The following is a 21,970-nucleotide window of genomic DNA, read 5'->3' as shown; positions in this document are numbered from 1 at the left end:
GTCCGGAAACGGGTAGATCACCATCGGGTCCCGACTCGCCGCCCGCGGGGTCACAGGAAGCGGCGGAGCGGGGTGATCGCCGCCTCCTTGGCGCGCTGCCTGGCGGAGCGGCGCGCCCAGCGAGCGTGGTCGACCCGCTCGCTGCGGGCCAGGTCCTCGTCGAAGTGGGCGTGCAGGGTCGCGGTGAGGTCTTCGTCGATGACCGCCAGCATGACCTCTTCGTCGTGGTCGAGGGACCGGCGGTTGAAGTTGGTGGAGCCGACGAGCGCGACCGTGTCGTCCATCAGGATGATCTTGGTGTGCAGCATCGTGGGCTGGTACTGGAAGATGCGGACGCCGCACTCCAGGAGCGTCTCGTAGTGGCGCTGGGCGGCCAGCCGGCTGACGCGCTTGTCGGCGTTCGGGCCGGGCAGCAGCAGCTCGATCTGGACGCCGCGCCTCGCCGTCGCGCACATCAGCTCCGTGAAGTAGGCGTCGGGGGCGAAGTAGGCGGACGCCAGCCGGATGCGGTGCTGCGCCGATTCCAGGACGATGCGGACGAGGGTCTGCATGTCCTGCCAGCCCAGGCTGGCCGAGCCCCGGACGACCTGGATGACCGCGTCCCCGACCGGGGGCTGCGGAGTGAAGCGGTCGCGCTCGCCGATCAGGTCCTCGTGGCATTCGGCCCAGCTCTGCGCGAACGCGGCGGCCACGCCGTCGACCGACGGCCCGCGGATCTGGAAGTGGGTGTCCCGCCACTCGCCGGAGTCGCGGGCGTCGCCGCACCACTCCTCGGCGATGCCGACTCCGCCGGTGTAGGCGACCTCCTCGTCGACGACGAGGACCTTGCGGTGGCAGCGGTGGTTCTGCTTGAACGGTGACAGCTGGTGGGGCTTGCGGAACCAGGCCACGATCACGCCGGCCTCCTCCATCCGCTCCACCAGGTCCTTCTCGATCTTCAGGCTCCCGACCCCGTCCAGCAGCAGCCGGACGCGCACTCCGGCGCGAGCCCGGTCGGCCAGGGCCTCGGCGAAGCCGGTGGCGATGTCCCCGCGCCAGTAGACGTAGGTCATCATGTCGATCGTGTTCCGCGCGGCTCGGATCGAATCCAGCATCGCCGGGAAGATCTCGTCGCCGTTGCGCAGCGGGGCGACCGTGTTGCCCTCGGTCGCCGCGATCCCGAGCAGCCGCTCCAGCCGCCGCCGGATGCGGTCGCGCTCGTCGCCGTTCCGCGGCTTGCGCTGCCTCGGGACGGACGCCGTCGCCGGAGCACCCGGCGGGTGCTCCGTCCGGTCCGCGGGCAGGTCGTCTGGGGGGCTGGCTCGGTCGGTCATCGCGGCTCTCCTCGGCGCCCTGATCGAAAGGGGCAGAGTCACCTTATGGCCGCTTTTTCGTGCTATACGCAGTTCACCGCTGTGAGCTGCGTTGCGGCGCTCGCCGGGCCGGTGCGAGCCCCCGGCTCCTCGAAGACGTCAGTGGCGGCGCTTGGCGGCCCATTCGCGGATCTTGGCGATGCGCTTCTTGACGTCCTCGGCGGTGGCCTGCGCGATGGCGGGGCCGCCGCACGCGGCGCGGAGCTCGGTGTGGATCACGCCGTGCGGCTTGCCGGTGCGGTGGTTCCAGGCTCCGACCAGGCCGTTCAGCTCGCGGCGCAGGGCGGCGATGTCCTCGGCGGCGGTGCGGTCGGCGCGCGGGTCGCCGGTCTTGCGCCTGCGCTCCCCGGCGATCTGGTCGGCCTGCCGCTTGCGCAGCAGCGCCGACACCTGCTCGGGCTCCAGCAGGCCGGGGATGCCGAGGTACTCCTCCTCCTCGGCGGAGCCCGGCTCGGCGTGCATGCCGAACTCGCCGCCGTCGTAGAGGACGCGGTCGAACGTCGCGGACGCCTCGACGGTCTCGAACGGCAGCTCCTCGCCGACGTCGGAGGTGTCCTGCCTGCGGTTGGCCTCGGCGAGCAGCTCGTCGTCCAGGCCGTCCTCCCGGACGGGCCGGTCGAGGACGTGGTCGCGCTCGGTCTCCATCTCGGCGGCGTGCCCCATCAGCGTCGGCACCGACGGCAGGAAGACCGAGGCCGTCTCGCCGCGCCTGCGGGCGCGGACGAAACGGCCGATGGCCTGCGCGAAGAACAGCGGCGTGCTGGTGGACGTGGCGTACACGCCGACGGCGAGGCGCGGGATGTCGACGCCCTCGGAGACCATCCGGACCGCGACCATCCAGCGGTCGTCGGTCTCCCCGAACTGCTTGATCTTCTTCGACGCGGTCGGGTCGTCCGACAGCACGACCGTGGCGCCCTGCCCGGTGACGGCGCGCAGCATCTTCGCGTAGGCGCGGGCGGTCTCGTGGTCGGTGGCGATGACCAGGCCGCCCGCGTCCGGGATGGCGCGGCGCAGCTCGGTGAGCCGGCGGTCGGCCGCGCCGAGGACCTGCCTGATCCAGTCGCCCTTGGGGTCGAGGGCGGCGCGCCACGCCTGGGCGGTCTGGTCCTGGGTGAGCGGCTCGCCGAGCGTCGCGGTGATCTCGTCGCCGGCCCGGGTGCGCCAGCGCATCTCCCCCGCGTACGCGAGGAAGATCACCGGGCGGACGACGCCGTCGGCGAGGGCCGGGCCGTAGCCGTAGGTGTAGTCGGCGCGGCTGCGCCGGACGCCGTCCGGCCCCTCCTCGTACTGGACGAACGGGATCGGGTTGACGTCGGTGCGGAACGGCGTACCGGACAGCGCGAGGCGCCGCGCGGCGGGCTCGAACGCCTCCCGGACGGCGTCGCCCCAGGAGAGCCCGTCGCCCGCGTGGTGGACCTCGTCGAAGATGACCAGCGACTTGCGCGACTCGGTGCGGTTGCGGTGCAGCGCGGGGCGCGCCGCGACGGTCGCGTAGGTGACGGCGACGCCGTGGAAGTCCTTGCCGACGGGCCCCTGCCCGTTCTGGTACTCCGGGTCGATCCTGATGCCGACGCGGGACGCCGACTCGGCCCACTGCCGCTTGAGGTGCTCGGTGGGGCACACGATCGTGATCGCGGAGACGACGCGGCGTTCCATCAGCTCGCGGGCGAGGCGGAGCGCGAACGTCGTCTTCCCGGCGCCGGGCGTCGCGACGGTGAGGAAGTCGCGCGGGCCCGGCTTCGTGCCGTCCATCCCGAAGTAAGCCTCCAGCGCCTGCTGCTGCCAGGCGCGCAGGGACGACGCCGTCCCCCAGGCGGCCCGCTCGGGGAAGGCGGGAGGCATGCTCGATGCGGCGAAGGTGCTCACGGTCATTGAAGGCTACCGAGGCGCACCGACAGATAGTGCTCCGGCCGCCGGTCCTGTGCCGAGATCCACACTCCGGGCGCCGCGCCGCGGGGCGCGGTAGGCGGCCCACGCCGCCCGGATGCGGCGCCCCTGACCTGCGGTGAACTCCCTCATGCAGGAGTCGTGGGCGTAGTCCATGAAGTTGTGGATGGGGTCGCGGCCCCGCTGCCGGCAGGTGTCCCGGGAGTAAGGGCACCCTTCCGCCGGCCGCGCCTCGTACGGGGTGTCGGCGATGCCGTCGCCGGGCGTGCGGCACCCGTTCTCGAACGTGTGGAAGAGGCCGAGCCAGTGCCCGATCTCGTGGACGGCCGTGTACCCGCGGTCGTAGTGGCGGAACGATCCGCCCGGCAGGCTGCGGTAGTCGATGACGACGCCGTCCATGTGCGGCTTCCTCCGGTACCACTGGGGGAACGTGGAGAAGCCCAGGACGTCCGTGCCCACGGCGGCGGTATAGACGTTGAGCGTGTTGCGTCCACCCTTGCGCAGCCGCCTTTTCATCGAGTTCTCGTACAGCCGCGGGCTGTAGAACCACGCCGCGCTGTCGGTGTGGCCGTGGCTGGCCAGACGGAACCGGACGTGGGTGTCCACCCCGCCCTTCGCTCCCCCGTACGCGGCGTTCAGCGTGGAGATCTGCCGGCGGACGTCTTTGTTCGACAGCCACCCCCTGCGCCCGTTGTGGATGACGTGGAAACGCACGGGGACGACGAGGCGGCCCGCCCGCCGCAGCGTGGAGTCGAGGCGCCGTTCGTCGGAGGTGCCGTAGCGGTCGGCGAGCGTCCGGCGGAGATCGGCGAGCATCGCGACGACCTCCTCGTGCCCGAGGTGGGCATGGTCGCGGGGATGCGGGCCCGGGTGGGACGTCCGGGCGCCGGAATCCGGGCCGCACCCGTCGTCCGGCTCCGCCACCGGCGCCGCCCGCACCCGCGCCCGGTCACTCACCGGGACAGATAGAGAACACACCGTAACCATCAGTGCGCACAGCGAAACCCCGGCCAACCGCCGCATACATCCCCCCGAATGTACGAACCCCGTATTTGCGTAATGGAAGTCCCGCGGTCAGCGACCCCACCGGGGAGAACCCGGCAAGGGACCGCTCACCGCGGGACCCTGCGCGCACGCCGAAACGGACGGCGCGCCGTCGGCCGCCTCCCGGCGGCCGGTGGCTAACGCTTCTCGACCGCGACCGGAAGAGAAGTGGTCACTCCTTGCCCTCGCCGCCCGACTTCATGGACTCGTAGATCTCCTTGCACTCCGGGCAGACGGGGTACTTCTTCGGATCCCGGTTCGGCACCCAGACCTTGCCGCACAGCGCGATCACCGGCGTCCCGGTCACCGCACTCTCGGTGATCTTGGCCTTCTTCACGTAGTGGGCGAACCGCTCGTGGTCGCCGTCACCGTGCGATAGGTCGGGCCGGACATCGCTCTGGGTGTCGCCGTCGGGAAGGATCTTCGTACTCACGTGTTCACCTTAGTTCAGCGTGGGGTCCTCGGGAAAAGTGGAGACGAACGCCAGGTCGCCGCCCTGCCTGCGCAGCACCTCCTGCCAGAGCCGGTCCGGGTCGGCGGCGAAGACGTCCCCCGCCTCGGCCGGCACGAGGTACCACGAGCCGTCCTCGATCTCGGCGCGCAGCTGGCCGGCCGCCCATCCGGCGTAGCCCGCGAACACCCGCAGCTGCAGCAGCTCGGCGGCCAGCAGTCCGGGCGGGGCCTCCAGGTCGACCAGGCCCACCCTGGCCACCTCGGCGCCTCCGTCCAGCGCCCGCCACCCTAGCGGCTCGTCCTCACCGGGGAGCCGGGCCAGGGCGAGCGCGTTCTCCAGCGCGACCGGGCCGCCCTGGAACACCACGGCGGGCCCGGTGGCGAGCTCGGCCCAGGGCGGCAGCACGCGGTCGACGGGGATCTCGGTCGGCCGGTTGAGGACGACTCCCAGCGTGCCGCCGTCGCCGTCGTGCTCGACGAGCAGGACGACGCTCCGCCGAAAGTTGGGATCCTCCAGCTGAGGGGTCGCGACCAGCAGGAGTCCCACCCTGATGCCGTCTTCCATGGGTTCCATGATGCGTTGCGCGGACCTCCGGCGGCACGCTCCCCCACTCGTTAGCCTGTTACGCATTCCTATCGATGGGGATATCGGCACCACAAGGTCCTAGGTTAAGAATGATCTAGCACCATCGGCCACCCGCTTGGCGTACGCCCGGCGGGCCGAGGAGGACAGCGATGCAGTTGCCGCGGGTCGTCATCGCCGCCGTGTTCTTCGTCATCGGGGCGCTGATCGCGATCCCGGCCCTCATCAACGGCACGTCGGGCGAGTCGAGCGCGTCCACCTCGGCCACCACGTCCGGCAGCCCGAGCCCGTCGGAGTCGCCGAGCCCGTCCGGGACGTCGGCGACGCCCGCCGCTCCGGTGACCGCCTCGATCGGGTCGCAGGTCTCCTGCCCGGCCCGCACCGTGCAGGTCACCGTCCGCAACACCGGCAAGCGCACCGAGGACTTCGGGATCGAGAAGAACGACGACACCGCCGCGATCCCCGGCGAGATCCCCGCGAACTCGACCCGCACGGTCGCCGTCAAGCTCCGCGAGGACCGCACCACCCGCGTCACCGTCAACTGGGCCAACAAGCGGATCGGGAGCGCGACCGTCAAGGCCAACTGCGAGAAGGCGGGCGCGGCCCCGGCACCCACCAAGACCCCGCCGGAAGAACTCCCCAACACCGGCCCCGACACGGTCCTCTGGGCCCGCGGCGCGACCGGCGCGGCCATCATCCTCACCGGCGCCATCATCTTCTGGTACGGCGGAATCTGGCCCCGCCGCCGCGAACAGGTCTTCAAGAAGTAGCTGTGTTGGCCCAGGGGGGCGACCCCCTGGAACCCCCGTTGCGCACGGCGCCCCGTGCGGCGGTTCGTGCGACCTGCGCTCGCTGCACTCGCTCCGGCCTCACGAACCGTGAGTGATCACTGAGGTAGGTGGCTGGAGGGGTTCCAGGGGGTCGCCCCCCTGGAGGACTACGCTTCGGTTCGGGGGCGGCCGCCTGCGGCTTCGCGGACGGCGCCGGCGACGAAGTTGCTCACGTCGGGGTGGAAGACGCTGGGGACGATGTAGTTGGGCCCCAGCTCGTCGGGCGTCACGACCTCGGCGAGGGCCTTGGCGGCGGCGGCGAGCATGTCCACGGTGACGATGTCGGCCTGCGCGTCCAGGAGGCCGCGGAAGACGCCGGGGAACGCCAGCACGTTGTTGATCTGGTTGGGGTAGTCGCTGCGGCCGGTGGCGACGACCGCGGCGTGCTCGCGGGCCTCGTCCGGGTCGACCTCGGGCTCGGGGTTGGCGAGCGCGAACACGATCGCGCCGTCGTTCATCGTGGCGATGTCGTCGCCGGTCAGGATGCCCGGGGCCGAGACGCCGATGAAGACGTCCGCGTCCTTGACGGCGCCGCGCAGGTCGCCCGCGTAGCACTCGGGGTTGGTGTGGTCGGCTATCCAGGACAGCGAGTCGTCCATGTCCTCGCGGCCCTTGTGGACGGCGCCCAGGTAGTCGCAGACGACGAGGTCGCGGGCGCCCGCGTGCATGAGCAGCTTCAGGATGGCGTTGCCGGCGGCGCCCGCGCCCGCCATCGTGATGCGGACCGAGCCGATGTCCTTGCCGACGACCCGCAGCGCGTTCGTCAGCGCGGCGAGCACGCAGATCGCGGTGCCGTGCTGGTCGTCGTGGAAGACCGGGATGTCGAGCAGCTCGCGCAGCCGGGCCTCGACCTCGAAGCAGCGCGGCGCGGAGATGTCCTCCAGGTTGATGCCGCCGAACGCGGGCGCGAGGATCTGGACGGTCCGGACGATCTCGTCGGTGTCCTGGGTGTCGAGGCAGATCGGCCACGCGTCGATCCCCGCGAACCGCTTGAACAGCGCGGCCTTGCCCTCCATCACGGGCAGCGCCGCCTCTGGGCCGATGTTGCCCAGGCCGAGCACCGCGGAGCCGTCGGTGACGACGGCGACGCTGTTGCGCTTGACCGTCAGCCGGCGGACGTCCTCGGGGTTGCGGGCGATGGCGAGGGAGACGCGGGCGACGCCCGGCGTGTAGGCCATCGACAGCTCGTCGCGGTTGCGCAGCGGCACCTTGGACTGCATCTCTATCTTGCCGCCGAGGTGCATCAGGAACGTCCGGTCGCTGACCTTGTGGATCTTGACGGACTCGATCTGCTCCAGCGCGGCCGCTATCGCCTCGGCGTGCTGGGTGTCCCGGGTCGCGATCGTGACGTCGATGCGCAGCGTCTCGTGGCCGGCGGTGTTGACGTCGAGGGCCGTGACGATGCCGCCGGCGTTCTCGACGACGTGGGTGATCTGGCTGACGGCCCTGCCGCCCGCCGGGACCTCCAGCCGGACGGTGATGGAGTACGACACGCTCGGCACGCTCGCCACGGCAAATGCTCCCTCTGCTCCGGGTTGTCCACGTCCCGCGCGCGTCGCTCCGGTCCGGGGGCGGGCGGGCCGGGACGGTGCGTCCGGGGGCCGCGGCCCGGTCGCGTCCCGCGGCTCACACCGCCAGGGCCGCGACGACGATCAGCTCGACGGTCGCGGACACGGGCAGCCTCGTGGTGTCGATCACCAGGTGGTAGAGCCGCGGATCGGCGGGGTCGGCCCCGTAGAAGTGCTTCACGTAGGCCGTCCGGGCGCGGTCGTTGTCATCGAGCATACGCTCAACATCGCGATCGGGTGGCCCGCTCCGCGCAGGTCGCCCCGTCTCCGGGGACATCTCCGCCGGCATCTCGGCGGCGGCGGGCGCGAGCCGCCGGTCCCGCGGGCCGTCCAGCCGGACGTGCAGCACGCCCCGGCGCCCGGCCAGCACGACGGCGGCGGCCCTGCCGAGCAGCACTCCCCCGCCCCGGTCGGCCAGCCGGTTGAGCACGGCCTCGGTGTGCGCGACGAAGTCCTCGGGCTGCGCGATCGTGCGGTCGGGCAGGTAGACGTCCATGCCCAGGGCGACGGTGGGCAGCCGCGCGGCCCCGGCGAGGATCCGGCCGATGCCGCTCAGCGCCCGGTCGTCGTGGACGAGCGCCTCCTCCAGCGTGCAGCCGATCTCACCGGCGACCATCTCGGGGATCGCACGGTCGACGAACCGCATCCCGAGCCGGTCGGCCACCGCCGGCCCGACGACCGGCCCACCGGCCCCGAACGCAGCCGAAACGGTCACGACGTGCGCACTCACACCCGACTAATGCCCGCTCCACACCCGCGCAGAACCGGTCAGCCCACGTCAGAGCAGGGCAAGGCAGGCATGAAGCCGGTCAGAACAATGCTGACTGGAGTGAGCGGCGGGCCTTTGTCACGCGCGGGTCGTCCGGCGGGAGGAGGTCGAACAGCGACAGCAGGTGTTTGCGGGCCGCGTCGCGGTCGTCGCCGGCGGTGGCGCGTACCGCGGACACCAGCCGGTCGAACGCCTGCTCCATCAGGCCGGACACCATCTCCACGTCGGCCGCGCGGATCTGCGTCTGGACGTCGCCGGGCTTGGCGGCGGCCTCCTGGAGGGTGCGGTCGGGGTCCAGCGACTCCACCCGGCGGCTCAGCTCCACCAGCGCGACGCCCTGCTTGGCCTGCGGGTTGCGCGGGTCGGCGGCGAGGAGTTCCTCGAAGGCGGCCTTGGCGCCGTCCAGGTCACCGCGCTGCAGGGCGTCCTCGGCCCGCTGGGTCACCGGGTCGGCCATCGGCGCGTCCGCACCGGCGGCGGGCTGCTCGCCCTCGGGGGCGTCCGGCAGGATGCCCTCCTTGCGGAGCGCCTCGAAGAGCTGGTCGATGGCCTGGCGCACCTGCGGCTCGGGGGCCGCGCCGTTCAGGAACGGCAGCAGCTGCCCGGCGACGACCGCCGCCACGAACGGGATGCCGCGCACGCCCATCTGCTGCATGTACGCGCCGAGCTGCGGGTTGGCGTCGATGTCGACCTTGGCCAGGATCCACTTGCCGGCCGCCTCGTTGGCGAGCTTCTCCAGGATGGGCCCGAGCTGTTTGCAGGGCCCGCACCACTCGGCCCAGAAGTCGACGAGGACGGGAACGGACTGCGACCGCTCCACGACCTCCGTGTTGAACGTCTGGTCGGTGACGTCCACGACGTACTGGCCGCCGGCCGCGGGCGCGCCGACACCGGCGCCCGCGCCGCCGCCCTGGGCCTGGCGGCCCGGCTGCTTCCTGGCGGCCGACTGACGCGCCCCCAGGTCGATGGCCCCGTGCAACGAAAAGTCCCGAGAAGGCATGGGTCCATCCTGCCCCATGAGGGCGCGTGGCCGTGCGTCCGTACGCTCCCAGCGGAGCGCGTCGCCCGGCACCGGAGGCCCGGCACGCCCCAATTCGTTGCACAATTCGACACTTGTCGGCTTTTTTGGAATTCGCCATCGCGGACGCCGGGCAAAGATTCGAGACGTCCTGCCGTAAAGGCGAAAAGATTGCTGGCAGCCATCACCAAGCCCGGTTATAGTCACGATGTCGATGCATCGCGGCACGGGCAAAAGCGACCGCGCGCCGGGCCGCCGAACGGCGGCCGGGACGGCGGGCACCGCGTGGCAGGGTTGGGGGACCGAGGCCACCGGATGTACCCGGACACGGGAATCGCGCCCCGGCGCCGCGAGGGCATGACGAGCAATGGGGGGAAACTTGTGATCGCGGAGCATTCCGTGATCGTGGCCCGAGGAATGGGTGTCCGCCGCGGGGGGCGGTGGCTCCTGCGCCCGGTGACCTTCGGCGTGCCCGAAGGCGTGGTCGGCCTGGCCGGTCCACCTGGTGCCGGTAAATCCACTCTGCTGGCCACGTTCGCGACCTTGCGCAGGCCGAACGCCGGCGTGCTGCACATTCTCGGACACGACGTCGCGCACGCCGCCGGGGTACGGGCCGCACGGGCCGCCATCGGCTACCTGCCCGCCCGGTTCTCCCGGGCGGAGCACATGACGGCCGGGGAGTTCGTCGAGTACGCGGCCTACTACAAGCGGACGAGCGCGTCCGCCGCCCGTTCCATGGTGCGGCGCCTCGACCTCGGCGAGGCCGCCGGCACCGAGCTGGCGCTGCTGCCGCCCGACGTCCGGCTGCGGGCCGGGCTCGCCGCGGCGTGCGTCCACGAGCCCGAGGTGGTGCTGCTGGACGACCCGTTCGGCGAGCTGTGCGCCGCCGCCGAACCCTGGCCCACCGGCGCGGGCGGCCCCGGACGCCACGCGCTGACCGCCGCCATGGCGGAGCTCGTCCCGGTGCTGCGCACCCTCGCCCCGACCGTGCTCGTCACGGCCGACGCCACCGAGACGCTCACCGGCTGGTGCGACCGCCTCCTCACGCTCGCCCGGGGCAGGCTGACCGAGCAGGCCACCGGCTCGGCCGGCGCCCGCCGCGGCCGCAGCGCCACCGACCGCCGCGCCGCCGACCCGGCCGGCCCGCCGCCCCCGCCCGTGCCGGTGCGGCACCGGCCCGCGCGGCTCGCGCCGCCGCAGATGACGCTGCCCGGCGTGCCGCTGCCGCAGCTGACGAGGCTCAGGGTGCGGAGGCCGCCCGCCGGAAGCGCCACCGGTGTCTGACCTCGGCCGGGTGCTCCGGCTGGACGCCCGCCGCACGGCGCTGCTGGTCGCGATGCCGGTCCTCACCGCGGTGGGGACGGCGGCCGCCGTGCCTTCGCTCTACCCGGCGGTCGCCTACTGGGACAACGCCGTCGTCGCCCTGGTCAACGCGGTCCGGTTCGTTGGCCCGGTGGCCGCGGCGATCGCCGCGTGGACGACGGTCCGGGAACGCCCGCTCGACTACCTGCGCGACCTCACGGCGCGCTCCCCCGCCACCGGCGCGCTCCTGGACCTGCTGCTGCTGTCCGTCGCCGCGCTGCTCTCCTACGCCACGGTCACGGCGCTGGTCGTCGTCGTCACCCTCGCCCAGGACGGCGCCGGGCACCTCCACCTGGTGGGCGTGGCGGCGGGCGCGGGTTCGCTCGTCCTGCACGTCGTCGCCGGCTACCTGATGGGACGCGCCGTACCGCACCGCGCCACGGCCGTCCTCGTCCTCGCCGTGACGTCCCTGTGGGCCGCGCTCCGCGTCCCCGGCATGTCCTGGCTGAGCCTGCTCCCCCCGGCGGCCTTCGACCAGATCGCCCTGTTCACCACACTGCGCCCCCGCGTGCTCCTCGACCAGGTCACCTGGACGGCGGGGCTGACCACCGCGCTGATCCTCGGCTACGTCGTGTGGGTGACGCGGCGGTTCCTGATCGTCCTCCCGCTGCTGGTCGCGCTGGCCGTGACGGGCACCGCCACGCTCGGCCTGCGCGCCTCCAGCGGCACGATCACGCCCGTCCACACCGAACCGGTGTGCCGGGAGTGGCCGATCACCGTGTGCGTCCATCCGGCACTGCGGGACGCGCTGCCCGTGCTGACCGCGGCGGCCACTCCTCTTGCCGCCCGCCTCCACGAGACGCCCGGCGCGTTCACGCGCGTGGAGCAGCGCCCGGCGTGGAAGCCCGTCTCGGTATCGGGCGGCGTCGCCACCGTCCACCTGGACGAGACGCTCTCCCCCGGATACGCGTCACGCGCCGTCCGGCAGATCAGCCGGAGCCTCCGCGACGCCCACGCCTGCGCGGCCTCCCCGGACGTCCCCGACCACTACCGCGCGCTGGTCGACGCGTGGCTCCTCGGCGAGGACCCGCCGTCCGTCCCCGACACCCGCGCCGCCCGCCGCTTCGGATCCTGGAGCGAGGCGCGCCGCCGCGCCTGGCTGCGGCTCAACTTCGCCGACTACCACTCCTGCGCCCTGGGGCCGGCCGACTTCCTAGGGGGCGCTTGACGCGGGCGCGCCCGCCGCGTGCGGGGGCCTGGCCCATTGGCGCTCGACGAGGAACGGGGCGATCGGGAGCACGGCCGCGGCCAGCGCGAGGACCGTGCGCTTCAGGTCCCAGCGGAGCGCGTCGCGGACGAGGAAGACCATCCCGACGTAGGCCATGAACAGGACTCCGTGGATCGGGCCGACCAGTTGGACGCCCACCTCCGCCTCCGCGCCGTACTTCAGCGGCATCGCGATCAGCAGCAGGGCGAGGAAGGAGACCGCCTCGGCGATGGAGACCAACCGGAAAACGCGAATCATGTCCACGCCGGGTGAACGCGCAGGTCCCCGCCCAGGTTGCGCGGCACGCTATGGCTTCGCTCACACCGACCTAACCGGCCCGACAGGTAAGAGGCGGTCCTTGCGGGAATGTCCCGTACATGGCTCGCTCGGAAACGAAGAACGACTCGCCCCGGAAGTCGTCCGCCGTCCGGTCCCGCCCCCGGTGGCGCGGACTGCTCACCCCCGCCCTGCTCATCATCGCGACCATCGCGATCGTGCTGGTGGCCCAGCAGGCGCTGCGCGGCCTTCCCGGGTGGCTGGACCCGTTCGGCGTGGAGACGAAGGACCGCAGCGGGCCCGTCCTGCTGAAGTCGATCCGCGACCTGCACCGCTACGAGGCGGCCAGCGGCAACTTCCAGGTCGTCGTCGACCTGGAGAAGGACGCGAAGTTCCTGCCGGACTCCCTGCGCGGCAACCGCACGCTGTTCGTGGGCAACGGCTCCGTCGACGCCTACGTCGACTTCTCCAAGGTGGGCGACGGCGCCGTCAAGGTGAACGCCGACCGGACGGCCGCGACCATCACGCTGCCGCCCGCGCAGCTGGAGCGGACCAACCTCGACCAGAAGAACAGCTACGTCTACGCCACCGAGCGCGGCCTGATCGACCGCTTCGGCGACTTCTTCAGCAGCAACCCCAACAACCAGCAGCAGCTCTACGTCCTGGCGGCCCAGAAGATCCAGACCGCCGCGGCCCAGAGCGGCCTGAAGGAACGCGCCGACGCCAACACCAAGACGATGCTGGAGAACATGCTCCGCGCCCTGGGCTTCACCAAGGTCACCGTCCACCAACAGCAGAATCCGCAGTGACTCAAGCCACCACAGCAACCACGCAACGACCTGAACCGTCGCGATCGCGACCGAAGGCAGGTTCCGAGCCTGCGAGGAACCTGATCGCGCAGCGAGCCCCTGGGCGAGCCGGAGCGATGCAGCGATCGCGCGTGGTCCGATCGGTTCCGAGCCGCTAGGCGAGGGTTCGGGTCGGAACACGAATAAGTAGAGCATCGCCCTGGCCGCCGCCGCCGCAGAGGCCGGCGGCGCCGAGGCCGCCGCCGCGGCGCTTCAGCTCGTAGGCCAGGGTCAGCACGATGCGGGCGCCGGACATGCCCACCGGGTGGCCGAGGGCGATGGCGCCGCCGTTGACGTTGACCTTGTCCGGGCCGACGCCGAGGTCGCGCATCGACTGGATGCCCACGGAGGCGAACGCCTCGTTGATCTCGATGAGGTCGAGGGCGGCGACGTCCAGTCCCTCCTTGCCGAGCGCGTGCTTGATCGCGTTGGCGGGCTGGGACTGCAGCGAGTTGTCGGGGCCCGCGACGTTGCCGTGCGCGCCGATCTCGGCCAGCCACGTCAGCCCGAGCTCCTCGGCCTTGGCCTTGGACATCACCACGACGGCGGCGGCGCCGTCGGAGATCTGCGAGGACGAGCCGGCGGTGATCGTCCCCTCCTTGCTGAAGGCGGGGCGCAGCTTCGCGAGGGTCTCGGCGGTGGTGTCGCCGCGCACGCCCTCGTCGGTGGAGAACACGACCGGCTCGCCGCGCCGCTGGGGGATCTCGACCGGCGCGATCTCGTCGTCGAACAGGCCGTTCTTGACGGCCTCGGCGGCGCGCTGGTGGGAGCGGGCGGAGAACTCGTCCTGCTCCTCGCGGGAGATGTCCAGCTTCGCGTTGTGCCGCTCGGTCGACTCGCCCATGGAGACGCCGTCGAACGCGTCCGTCAGCGCGTCGTAGGCCATGTGGTCGAGGACCTCGACGGAGCCGTACTTGTAGCCGCCGCGCGACTTCGGCAGCAGGTGCGGGGCCTGCGTCATCGACTCCATGCCGCCGGCGACGACGACGTCGAACTCGCCGGCCCTGATCAGCTGGTCGGCGAGCGCGATCGCGTCCAGGCCGGACAGGCACACCTTGTTGATCGTGATCGACGGGACGTTCATCGGGATGCCCGCCTTGACGGCCGCCTGCCGGGAGGGGATCTGCCCCGCGCCCGCCTGGAGGACCTGGCCGAGGATCACGTACTGCACCTGGTCGCCGGAGATCCCGGCGCGCTCCAGCGCCGCCTTGACCGCGTGCGCCCCGAGGTCGGCGGCGGAGAAGTCCTTCAGCGAGCCCGTCAGGCGCCCGATGGGGGTGCGTGCTCCGGCGACGATCACGGACGTGGTCATGTGGGGGCCTCCAGGGTGGTGCTGCGGCGACGTTTGCCACCATACCCAGGAGAACCTCGTCCGGTTCAGTTCGCCCCCGCCTGTCCGCCCGAGTAGGGAGAAAGCCCATGCTGACCCGTATCGACCACATCGGTATCGCCTGTCACGACCTGGACGCCACCGTCGAGTTCTACAAGGCCACCTACGGCTTCACCGACGCGCACTTCGAGGTGAACGAGGAGCAGGGCGTCCGGGAGTGCATGCTCAAGATCAACGACACCGGCGACGGGGCGGCGAGCTACCTGCAGCTGATCGAGCCGATCCGGGACGACTCGCCGGTGGCCAAGTGGCTCGCGAAGAACGGCGAGGGCGTGCACCACATCGCGTTCGGGACCGACGGGACGGTCGAGGACGAGGCGGCCGGCATCGCGGGCAGGGGCGTCCGCGTCCTGTACGACGCGCCGCGCAACGGATCCATGGGATCCTTGATCAACTTTTTGCACCCCAAGGACTGCCACGGCGTCCTCACCGAGCTGGTGCAGAAGCGCTGACCGGACCGCATGATCTTCAGGGCCCGCCGCCACGGGGGCGCGACCGGATCGTGACGTGTTCGATATCACGGTGACGGGCGGCGGGCCTTTGACTGCCGCTCTGTGACCGTTCCGCCACATCTGGTGCATTTGTGGGGCCCGTACCTGCGCCGGAACCGACCCGGAGACGAGGGCCATAAAAGGGACAAAACACGCAGCGCGTCAAGATGAGCCCCCAACACGGCAGTGTCCGGAGTACGCTTCATTCGCCGGAAGAGGTCTGGGGCACTGCGCCCGTCATGCCAGGCGATCAACCGGTCCCCGGAACTACCCGTAGCCCCGTCACATCAGGATTGAGCCACATGCAGTCCGACATCGACGCCCAGCTCAGCAACTTCTTTGAAGACACGCCCCCGCGCGAATTCGACGTGGTGCTCCGCGGCTACGACCGGCACCAGGTCGACGAGCACATCAAGTCGCTCGACAACGAGGTCCGGCAGACCCGCGAGCAGACCCAGGCCCTGCAGCGGGAGCTGTCGGACGCCCATCGTCAGCTGCAGGAGCAGGAACGTCCCACGTACTCCGGTCTCGGCGCGCGCATCGAGCAGCTGCTCAGGCTCGCCGAGGAGCAGGCCACCGAGCTCGTGCAGGCCGCCCGCTCCGAGGCGAACGAGATAAAGGCCGCGGCCAAGGTCGACGCCGCCGAGCAGCGCGCCACCGCCGAGAACGACGCCGCGGAACTGCGCGCCAACGCCCAGCGCGAGGGCGACGACATGCGCAACGCGGCCGAGCGCGAGGCCGAGGAGGTCCGCACCTCCGCCCGCCGCGAGGCCGACGAGCTGACCTCCACGACCGAGCGCGAGGTCGCCAAGCTGCGCGCGACCGCCGACCACGAGGTCGCCGAGAAGCGCGCCGCGGCCGAGCGGGAGATCGCGAAGCTGCGCACCACCACCGAGCGCGAGGTCGCGCAGCTGCGCGCGTCCACCAAGCGCGAGCGGGACGAGATCCTCACCACCGCCAAGCGGCAGGCCGACGAGATGCGGGCCCAGGCCCAGCGCATCCTGGAGGAGAGCGAGGCCCAGCGCGCCCAGGCCGAGGCCGAGTTCGAGATCCAGCTCGCCGCCCGCCGCGAGGAGGCCGACCGGCAGGACGCCGAGCGCCACTCGGCCGCCCAGGCCGCCACGCAGAAGCTCGTCGCCGAGGCCGAGCAGCGCGCCGCGTCCGCCGAGCAGCGGGCCGCCAAGGCCACCCAGCAGGCCGAGCAGACCCGGCGCGAGGCCGACTCGCACGCCAAGCAGCTCATGGCCAACGCGCGCAAGAACTCCGACAACGTCATCGCCGAGGCCAAGGCGCAGGCCGAGCAGCTGCTCGCCGAGACCAAGGCCGAGGCCGACCGCGTCCGGACGGCCGCGCAGCGCCAGGTGGACGAGCTCACGCGCCAGCGCGACAGCATCACCAGCCACCTCAACCAGCTGCGTCAGCTGATCGGCGGTGTCGCCCCGAACCTGGGCGGCGACGCCGAGCTGGCCGCGCCGCCGGAGCCGGCCGCGATCCCCGCGGCCGAGCCCAAGCCGGCCCCGCAGCAGGCCGAGCCGCCCCGGCAGCAGCCCGGCCAGCAGGCGAAGCAGGCCGCGCCCGCCAAGCAGGCCGCCCAGGCCAAGAAGTCCGACGAGGACGACGAGGACTGGTGGCAGGAGTGATCCGGCCGGCCGCCTGACGCGGCCGACACGTGACGGGAAAGCCTAGAGGCAGCGGAAACGCCTCTAGGCTTTCCGTCGTCTGACCCAGTAGCGCACTGTCCGCGGCTCCGGACGGGTGCCCCGGGAACGCAGGACGGAAGAGGAGAGCGGCGTGTCCGACGAGACCCCCCACGAGGACGGACCGGAGGCGAAGCCCGGCACGGAACGGCCCGCCGCCGACCGCAAGGTCCCCGCTCCCACCCCACCCGCCGACGACGCCGTGCCCGCGGAAGAGGACACCCCCGACCGGGAGGACCGCCCCGACGACGACGCGACCCCCCGTTCCGAGGACGAACCGTCGGGCCAGGAAGACACAGCGGAGCCGGATGAGAGTCTCGTCGCGCCCAGCGGTGCGCTGAAGCCCGAGGAGATCCAGGAGCCCGCCCGCGAGCGCGACCCCGCGACCGGCACGCCCGTCAGCCTGCCGGCGACGATCCCCGCGACCGAGAAGGCGCCGCCCGCCCCGGGCGCGCCCGACCCGGCGTACAACGTCGAGCAGCGCAGGCGCGAGGCGGGCGTCGACCAGATGTTCCCGTTCGGGCGGCCCGGTCAGCCGCTCGGCCGCGCGCACCCGTTCGTGTTCGGGTTCACCGCGGCGCTCGGCGTCATCACCGCCTGGCTGCTGGTGCAGGCCGCGTCCAACGCCAAGTCCGTGATCGTGATGATCGTGGTGGCGATGTTCCTCGCGGTCGGGCTGAACCCGGCGGTGGAGCGGCTCCGCGGGATCGGGCTGCCGCGCGGGGCGGCGGTCGCGGCGGTGTTCCTGCTCGTGCTGCTGTTCTTCTCGGGCTTCGTCGCCTCGCTCGTCCAGCCGATCACCGAGCAGGTCACCGAGCTGCGCAAGAGCATCCCCGAGTACGTCGAGCAGTTGCAGAACAACAAGACGCTGGCCGAGTGGGACAAGCGGTACGGGCTGCTCGACCGCGCCGAGAAGGCCGTCAACAGCCCCGACTTCCAGAACAGCCTCACCGACACGGCCACCGGGATCGGCAAGGTCGCGATCAACGGCGTCTTCCAGACCCTGACGATCCTGATCCTGACGCTGTACTTCCTCAGCTCGCTGCCGCAGATCAAGACGTTCTTCTACAAGCTCGCGCCGCGTTCCCGGCGGGCGCGGGTCGCGCTGCTCGGCGACGAGATCCTCGACCGGATAGGCGGCTACGTCGCGGGGCAGTTCACGATCGCGTTCATCGCCGGGCTGTCCTCGTACATATTCCTGTCGATCCTCGGGGTGAAGTACGCCCTGGCGCTGTCGCTGATCGTCTCGGTGACCGCGCTGATCCCGCTGGTGGGCGCGACGATCGGCGCGGTGGTGGTGGCGCTGGTCGCGTTCCTGACGGGGTCCACCACCGATCTCATCGCCTGCGTGATCTTCTACGTGATCTACCAGCAGGTGGAGAACTACGTCGTGTACCCGCGCGTCATGAAACGGACGGTGGACGTCCAGCCCGCGGTGACGATCGTGGCGGCGCTGGTCGGCGCCGCGCTGCTCGGCGTGGTCGGGGCGCTGCTCGCGATCCCGACCGCGGCGGCGATCTCGCTGCTCATCCGCGAGGTCGCGATGCCGAGGCAGGAGACGCTCTAGCCCGGCGCCCCGGCGGGCGGGCCGCGGCGGTTCAGCGGCTGGTCCTCGCCAGCGCGGCGGCGAACTCGGCGACGGCCTGGTTGAACAGGTCCGGCTGCTCGACCGCGCACAGGTGCCCGGCGCGCGGAATGACCAGCAGTTCCGCGTTCGGCAGCGCGTCGGACATGGCGCGGGCCTCGTCCTCGGTGGCGAGGGCGTCCTCGTCACCGATCATGACGAGGGCGGGCACCCGCAGGTTGCGGAGCGTCTCGAACGCCTCCCGGCGCCCGGCCATGGCCCGCTGCGCCCAGGCGGCGGCGAGCGGCGGGGTGGCCTGGACGAGCCCGCGGACGCGCCCGTAGATCAGGGCGCGCCGCTGGAGCGTCGTGGGTCCGATGAGGCCGGGCAGCACCTCGTCCACCAGGACCTTCGTGGCGCCGTCGCGTTCGAGCCGCTCCGCCTGCCGCAGCCGCGCCTCCCGGACGGGCTCGGCGTCGGCGGTGGCGCGGGTCGCGGCCAGGACCAGGCCGAGGACGAGGTCGGGGTGCCGCCGGCACAGCGCCATCGCCACGTACCCGCCCATGGACAGCCCGCCGACGACGGCGCGCTGGACGCCGAGGGTCCGGAACATGCGCGCGACGTCGTCGGCCATCGCGTCGATCGACGGCTCGTCGTCGCCGAGCACGGAACCGCCGAAGCCGCGCAGGTCGGGGGTGACGACGCGGAACCGGCTCGCGAGCCCCTCCCGCTGGGCGAGCCACATCGCGGAGGAGAGCGGGAAGGCGTGCAACAGGACGAGCGGCGTGCCGGACCCGACATCCCTGGCGTACAGCTGCACGGTCATGGACGATCCCTCCGAACGGCGTCCCGGCGGCCGCCGGGAACGCGATCGCTAAGCCATCGTTACCCGCTATCGAGTCGTGCGTGACGAGAGTGGCCGCGATCGGCCGCGTGAGACTATTCGCCCGGTTCGTCCCATTCGGCGGGCAGTGGGGCCGCCGCCGGGGCGACCCGCCGCACGATCTCGTTCAGGACGATCCGAACATACGGCTCGCCCACCCACAGGTGCTTGGCGTTCTCCACCGCGACGACCTCGGCCTGCGGGATGCGCTTGAAGCGCTCCCTGGCCTCCGCCGGGCGCAGGAAGTCGTCCAGCTCCGGGACCAGCGCCACCACCGGCCGGCCGTCCGCAGCCCAGGCGTCCAGGTCGGCGTCGCCCGCGCGGCGCAGCGGCGGGGACAGCAGGAGCAGGCCCTCCACCAGGGGGTCGCGCCCCCACTTCAGCGCCAGCTCGGTGCCGAACGACCAGCCGAGCAGCCACGGGCGCGGCAGGTCGTGGTACTCGGTGTACTCCAGCGCCGCCGCGACGTCGTACCGCTCGGTCTCGCCCTCGCCGAACTCGCCCTGGCTCGTGCCGCGCGCCGACGACGTCCCGCGCGTGTTGAACCGCAGCACCGCGATGTCGGCGAGCGCGGGCAGCCGGTAGGACGCCTTGCGCAGGACGTGGCTGTCCATCATCCCCTCGGCGGTGGGCAGCGGGTGCAGGCACACCAGCGTCGCCACCGGCGGCCGTTCGGCGGGCAGCGCCAGCTCGCCGACCAGCTCCAGCCCGTCGGCGGTGTGCAGCGTGATCTCCTCTCGCCGCGCCGGCAGCACCGTGGACGCCCTGATCTCCGCCATGACCCTCCTCTAATAGCGCGGCGCGCCGCGCGACCGCATGATGCGGGGCGAGCGCCTGCCTCTGGCCTGCCAGCAGGGACGATGCCAGTGCCGCCGGTCACGCCCGTCCCGGTCGTCGGACCGCCACGCGACGACGTGCGCGACGCCGGGCGGAATCTCCTGATCGCATCCGGGACACCGGTACGCCTTGACCGCACCGCCCCCGGAGATCGCCCGGACGACCCAGTCCCCGTCCGGCCCTTCCTCGGTCACCTGAACCCAGGACGCCCCACCCGGAGACGCACGTCCCCTCATTGCACGACGATTCTTCCGGGGGCTCATGCTCCGAGCATATTCAGCGCAAAGGCCGTGCCGCGGTGACGTGCTCTGTGAGGAGGGGCACGGGGGCCAGGGCCGGGTCGCGGGTTTCGGTATGGAGGGCGTTGAGGACGGTGACCGCGCGGTCCAGGCCGAGGCGGTCGAGGTCGGCGATCGGGCCGGTCGGGTAGCCGCAGCCGAGCGTCATCGCGGCGTCGATCGAGTCGGCGTCGGCGTATCCGGCGCCGAGCATGGCCGCGGCGTCGTTCAGGTAGGGGAAGCGCAGGGCGTCCACGATGAACCCGGCACGGTCGCGGCAGCGGACGACCGTCAGGCCGAGGCGGCCGAGGAGGTCGGCGGCGCGGTCGGCGGCCTCCGGGGCGGTGGCGACCGTGGCGGCGACCTCGGCGAGGGTCCCGGCCGGGTCCGGCAGGTGCAGGCCGACGGTGCCGGCGGGACGGCCGGTGGCCATCGCCTGGCCGATCACCGGGCCGTCCGCCGAGGTGACGGCCAGCACCGCGTCCGGTGCGGCGGCCTGGGCGGCGGCCGACAGCAGCGCCCGCCCGGCCTCGGCGTCCTCGGCCGCCTCGATGATCAGTTCGCAGCCGGCGAGCCCGGCGGCGGAGTCGCGGAGCTCGGCGCCCGCCCGGTCGCACAGCGCGGCGATCGCGTCCGCGAGCGGGCCGACGCCGACGACGCCCACGACCGGCGCCGGGCCTGCGGCGGCCTCCGCGGCGGACTCGGCGGCGGACTTGTCGTAGGTGTAGAAGCCGCGGCCGGACTTGCGGCCGAGGAGCCCGGCGGTGACGAGTTCGCGCAGCAGCGGGGAGGCGGCGTGGCGGCGGTCCCGCGACTCGGCGTAGATCGCGTCCAGCACCTCCAGGCAGGTGTCGAGGCCGATCAGGTCCATGAGGGTGAACGGCCCCATGGGCAGGCCCGCGCCCGTCTTCATCGCGGTGTCGATGTCGTCGCGGGTGGCGTGCCCGGACTCCAGCATCGACGCGGCCTGGTTCAGGTAGCCGAACAGCAGCCGGTTCGCGACGAATCCGGCGCGGTCCCCGATCGTCACCGGGGTCTTGCCGAGGCTCCGCACGAGGTCGGCGACGCGGGTCACGGCGTCCGGCTCGGTCAGCACGGTCGCGATGACCTCGACGAGCTTCATCACGGGCGCCGGGTTGAAGAAGTGCACCCCGACGATCTTGGTGGGCCGGCCGGTGCTGACCGCGATGTCGGTGACCGGCAGCGACGAGGTGTTGGTGGCGAGGACGGCGTCGTCGCGGCACACCCGGTCCAGCTCGGCGAACACCTTGCGCTTCAGGTCGAGCCGCTCGGGGACGGCCTCGATGACGAGGTCGCAGTCGCCGAGGTCGGCGAAGTCGGTGGACAGCGCGACCCGGCCGAGGATCTCCCGCTGCGCGTCCTCGGTGAGCCGTCCGCGCTTGACGGCGCGCCCGGTGGAGTTCTCCAGGTGCCCGCGCCCGCGCTCCAGCGCGTCCTGGTTCACCTCGATGCCGACCACCGCGAGGCCGCCGCGCGCCAGCACCTCGGCGATGCCCGCGCCCATCGTGCCCAGTCCGACGACCCCGACTCTGCTGAACGAACCACCAGTCATGAACGGCAGTCTCGCAGAAGTGCCCGCGGCTTCCCCTGGCGGGTACGACGGTTAGGTGCG

At 72.2% G+C, this 21,970-nt stretch carries 21 protein-coding genes; 7 read left to right on the top strand and 14 right to left on the bottom strand.

Features of this window, described 5'->3' with window-relative positions; genetic code table 11:
• Nucleotides 1–50 precede the first annotated feature (50 nt).
• The 5 genes from IEZ03_RS12235 to IEZ03_RS12215 all read right to left on the bottom strand — a co-directional run bounded on the left by IEZ03_RS12235 (nucleotide 51) and on the right by IEZ03_RS12215 (nucleotide 5,301).
• Nucleotides 51–1,313 carry a phospholipase D-like domain-containing protein gene (locus IEZ03_RS12235; protein WP_184888162.1) on the bottom strand — a complete coding sequence of 421 codons (1,263 nt, stop codon included), beginning with the start codon at nucleotides 1,311–1,313 and terminating at the stop codon, nucleotides 51–53.
• Between the two features lie 138 nt (nucleotides 1,314–1,451).
• The gene (locus tag IEZ03_RS12230) at nucleotides 1,452–3,194 is read right to left on the bottom strand and encodes a DEAD/DEAH box helicase (RefSeq protein WP_184890884.1); all 1,743 of its coding nucleotides are present in this window, start codon (nucleotides 3,192–3,194) and stop codon (nucleotides 1,452–1,454) included.
• 36 nt (nucleotides 3,195–3,230) lie between these two features.
• A complete protein-coding gene (locus IEZ03_RS12225; protein WP_229808235.1) occupies nucleotides 3,231–4,196 on the bottom strand; it encodes a zinc metalloprotease in 966 nt (321 codons plus the stop codon).
• Nucleotides 4,197–4,455: 259 nt separating this feature from the next.
• The gene (locus IEZ03_RS12220) at nucleotides 4,456–4,716 is read right to left on the bottom strand and encodes a DUF3039 domain-containing protein (protein ID WP_184888166.1); all 261 of its coding nucleotides are present in this window, start codon (nucleotides 4,714–4,716) and stop codon (nucleotides 4,456–4,458) included.
• Between the two features lie 9 nt (nucleotides 4,717–4,725).
• Nucleotides 4,726–5,301 carry a YqgE/AlgH family protein gene (locus tag IEZ03_RS12215; protein ID WP_132051222.1) on the bottom strand — a complete coding sequence of 192 codons (576 nt, stop codon included), beginning with the start codon at nucleotides 5,299–5,301 and terminating at the stop codon, nucleotides 4,726–4,728.
• Nucleotides 5,302–5,471: 170 nt separating this feature from the next.
• On the opposite strand from IEZ03_RS12215, the gene IEZ03_RS12210 reads away from it, so the two are divergent.
• Nucleotides 5,472–6,089 carry a hypothetical protein gene (locus tag IEZ03_RS12210; protein WP_184888168.1) on the top strand — a complete coding sequence of 206 codons (618 nt, stop codon included), beginning with the start codon at nucleotides 5,472–5,474 and terminating at the stop codon, nucleotides 6,087–6,089.
• Between the two features lie 167 nt (nucleotides 6,090–6,256).
• Here the strand turns inward: IEZ03_RS12210 and IEZ03_RS12205 are convergent, their stop codons facing one another.
• The 3 genes from IEZ03_RS12205 to IEZ03_RS12195 form a co-directional block, all read right to left on the bottom strand.
• Nucleotides 6,257–7,660, bottom strand: a complete 1,404-nt coding sequence (locus IEZ03_RS12205) for an NAD-dependent malic enzyme (RefSeq protein ID WP_184888170.1) — start codon at nucleotides 7,658–7,660, stop codon at nucleotides 6,257–6,259.
• Nucleotides 7,661–7,775: 115 nt separating this feature from the next.
• The gene (locus tag IEZ03_RS12200; protein WP_229808234.1) at nucleotides 7,776–8,432 is read right to left on the bottom strand and encodes a cytidylate kinase-like family protein; all 657 of its coding nucleotides are present in this window, start codon (nucleotides 8,430–8,432) and stop codon (nucleotides 7,776–7,778) included.
• Nucleotides 8,433–8,526: 94 nt separating this feature from the next.
• Nucleotides 8,527–9,486 carry a tetratricopeptide repeat protein gene (locus IEZ03_RS12195; protein ID WP_184888174.1) on the bottom strand — a complete coding sequence of 320 codons (960 nt, stop codon included), beginning with the start codon at nucleotides 9,484–9,486 and terminating at the stop codon, nucleotides 8,527–8,529.
• Between the two features lie 474 nt (nucleotides 9,487–9,960).
• Here IEZ03_RS12195 and IEZ03_RS12190 point away from each other — a divergent pair, with 474 nt between their 5' ends.
• Together IEZ03_RS12190 and IEZ03_RS12185 are read left to right on the top strand one after the other, a co-directional pair.
• Nucleotides 9,961–10,788, top strand: a complete 828-nt coding sequence (locus IEZ03_RS12190; protein ID WP_229808233.1) for an ATP-binding cassette domain-containing protein — start codon at nucleotides 9,961–9,963, stop codon at nucleotides 10,786–10,788.
• Nucleotides 10,781–12,034: a hypothetical protein gene (locus IEZ03_RS12185; RefSeq protein WP_184888178.1), complete on the top strand. Its 1,254-nt coding sequence runs from the start codon at nucleotides 10,781–10,783 to the stop codon at nucleotides 12,032–12,034. The genes IEZ03_RS12190 and IEZ03_RS12185 overlap by 8 nt, the downstream gene beginning before the upstream one ends.
• On the opposite strand, the gene IEZ03_RS12180 is transcribed toward IEZ03_RS12185, so the two are convergent.
• Nucleotides 12,020–12,331: a DUF3817 domain-containing protein gene (locus IEZ03_RS12180; protein WP_184888180.1), complete on the bottom strand. Its 312-nt coding sequence runs from the start codon at nucleotides 12,329–12,331 to the stop codon at nucleotides 12,020–12,022. The two genes, IEZ03_RS12185 and IEZ03_RS12180, sit on opposite strands and share 15 nt — an antisense overlap.
• A gap of 119 nt (nucleotides 12,332–12,450) precedes the next feature.
• Between IEZ03_RS12180 and IEZ03_RS12175 the strand changes: the two genes are divergently transcribed.
• Nucleotides 12,451–13,158: a DUF4230 domain-containing protein gene (locus tag IEZ03_RS12175; RefSeq protein WP_184888183.1), complete on the top strand. Its 708-nt coding sequence runs from the start codon at nucleotides 12,451–12,453 to the stop codon at nucleotides 13,156–13,158.
• Nucleotides 13,159–13,312: 154 nt separating this feature from the next.
• Here IEZ03_RS12175 and IEZ03_RS12170 read toward each other — a convergent pair whose 3' ends face one another.
• Nucleotides 13,313–14,509: an acetyl-CoA C-acetyltransferase gene (locus tag IEZ03_RS12170; protein ID WP_184888184.1), complete on the bottom strand. Its 1,197-nt coding sequence runs from the start codon at nucleotides 14,507–14,509 to the stop codon at nucleotides 13,313–13,315.
• Between the two features lie 107 nt (nucleotides 14,510–14,616).
• On the opposite strand from IEZ03_RS12170, the gene mce reads away from it, so the two are divergent.
• From mce to IEZ03_RS12155, 3 genes are all read left to right on the top strand, one after another.
• Nucleotides 14,617–15,039, top strand: coding sequence for a methylmalonyl-CoA epimerase (gene mce / locus IEZ03_RS12165; protein ID WP_184888186.1), 423 nt, complete (start codon nucleotides 14,617–14,619; stop codon nucleotides 15,037–15,039).
• Between the two features lie 341 nt (nucleotides 15,040–15,380).
• A complete protein-coding gene (locus IEZ03_RS12160; protein ID WP_184888188.1) occupies nucleotides 15,381–16,718 on the top strand; it encodes a DivIVA domain-containing protein in 1,338 nt (445 codons plus the stop codon).
• Between the two features lie 151 nt (nucleotides 16,719–16,869).
• Complete coding sequence (locus IEZ03_RS12155) at nucleotides 16,870–18,342, top strand: AI-2E family transporter (protein ID WP_229808232.1); 1,473 nt, start codon at nucleotides 16,870–16,872, stop codon at nucleotides 18,340–18,342.
• Between the two features lie 31 nt (nucleotides 18,343–18,373).
• On the opposite strand, the gene IEZ03_RS12150 is transcribed toward IEZ03_RS12155, so the two are convergent.
• The 4 genes from IEZ03_RS12150 to IEZ03_RS12135 all read right to left on the bottom strand — a co-directional run bounded on the left by IEZ03_RS12150 (nucleotide 18,374) and on the right by IEZ03_RS12135 (nucleotide 21,910).
• Nucleotides 18,374–19,165: an alpha/beta fold hydrolase gene (locus IEZ03_RS12150; RefSeq protein ID WP_184888190.1), complete on the bottom strand. Its 792-nt coding sequence runs from the start codon at nucleotides 19,163–19,165 to the stop codon at nucleotides 18,374–18,376.
• A 113-nt stretch (nucleotides 19,166–19,278) separates the two neighbouring features.
• The gene (locus IEZ03_RS12145) at nucleotides 19,279–20,001 is read right to left on the bottom strand and encodes an alpha/beta hydrolase (protein WP_184888192.1); all 723 of its coding nucleotides are present in this window, start codon (nucleotides 19,999–20,001) and stop codon (nucleotides 19,279–19,281) included.
• A 9-nt stretch (nucleotides 20,002–20,010) separates the two neighbouring features.
• Complete coding sequence (locus IEZ03_RS12140; protein ID WP_308427961.1) at nucleotides 20,011–20,253, bottom strand: Rv1322 family protein; 243 nt, start codon at nucleotides 20,251–20,253, stop codon at nucleotides 20,011–20,013.
• 82 nt (nucleotides 20,254–20,335) lie between these two features.
• Nucleotides 20,336–21,910 (bottom strand): 3-hydroxyacyl-CoA dehydrogenase family protein, encoded by a 1,575-nt coding sequence (locus IEZ03_RS12135; protein ID WP_184888196.1) that lies wholly within the window; start codon nucleotides 21,908–21,910, stop codon nucleotides 20,336–20,338.
• Between the last annotated feature and the right edge of the window lie 60 nt (nucleotides 21,911–21,970).

Origin of the sequence: Actinomadura livida, assembly GCF_014648675.1 — a bacterium.
In the GTDB taxonomy this organism is placed as follows: domain Bacteria; phylum Actinomycetota; class Actinomycetes; order Streptosporangiales; family Streptosporangiaceae; genus Spirillospora; species Spirillospora livida.
The sequence above is the reverse complement of the archived record's forward strand: the minus strand, read 5'-3'. Positions and strand labels throughout refer to the sequence as shown.

Coding starts and splice junctions, on each gene's coding strand:
- IEZ03_RS12145 (WP_184888192.1), bottom strand. CDS start 20,001: ATGGCGGAGATCAGGGCGTCCACGGTGCTGCCGGCGCGGCGAGAGGAG.
- IEZ03_RS12150 (WP_184888190.1), bottom strand. CDS start 19,165: ATGACCGTGCAGCTGTACGCCAGGGATGTCGGGTCCGGCACGCCGCTC.
- IEZ03_RS12195 (WP_184888174.1), bottom strand. CDS start 9,486: ATGCCTTCTCGGGACTTTTCGTTGCACGGGGCCATCGACCTGGGGGCG.
- IEZ03_RS12230 (WP_184890884.1), bottom strand. CDS start 3,194: ATGCCTCCCGCCTTCCCCGAGCGGGCCGCCTGGGGGACGGCGTCGTCC.
- mce (WP_184888186.1), top strand. CDS start 14,617: ATGCTGACCCGTATCGACCACATCGGTATCGCCTGTCACGACCTGGAC.
- IEZ03_RS12135 (WP_184888196.1), bottom strand. CDS start 21,910: ATGACTGGTGGTTCGTTCAGCAGAGTCGGGGTCGTCGGACTGGGCACG.
- IEZ03_RS12235 (WP_184888162.1), bottom strand. CDS start 1,313: ATGACCGACCGAGCCAGCCCCCCAGACGACCTGCCCGCGGACCGGACG.
- IEZ03_RS12175 (WP_184888183.1), top strand. CDS start 12,451: ATGGCTCGCTCGGAAACGAAGAACGACTCGCCCCGGAAGTCGTCCGCC.
- IEZ03_RS12170 (WP_184888184.1), bottom strand. CDS start 14,509: ATGACCACGTCCGTGATCGTCGCCGGAGCACGCACCCCCATCGGGCGC.
- IEZ03_RS12160 (WP_184888188.1), top strand. CDS start 15,381: ATGCAGTCCGACATCGACGCCCAGCTCAGCAACTTCTTTGAAGACACG.
- IEZ03_RS12215 (WP_132051222.1), bottom strand. CDS start 5,301: ATGGAAGACGGCATCAGGGTGGGACTCCTGCTGGTCGCGACCCCTCAG.
- IEZ03_RS12210 (WP_184888168.1), top strand. CDS start 5,472: ATGCAGTTGCCGCGGGTCGTCATCGCCGCCGTGTTCTTCGTCATCGGG.
- IEZ03_RS12180 (WP_184888180.1), bottom strand. CDS start 12,331: ATGATTCGCGTTTTCCGGTTGGTCTCCATCGCCGAGGCGGTCTCCTTC.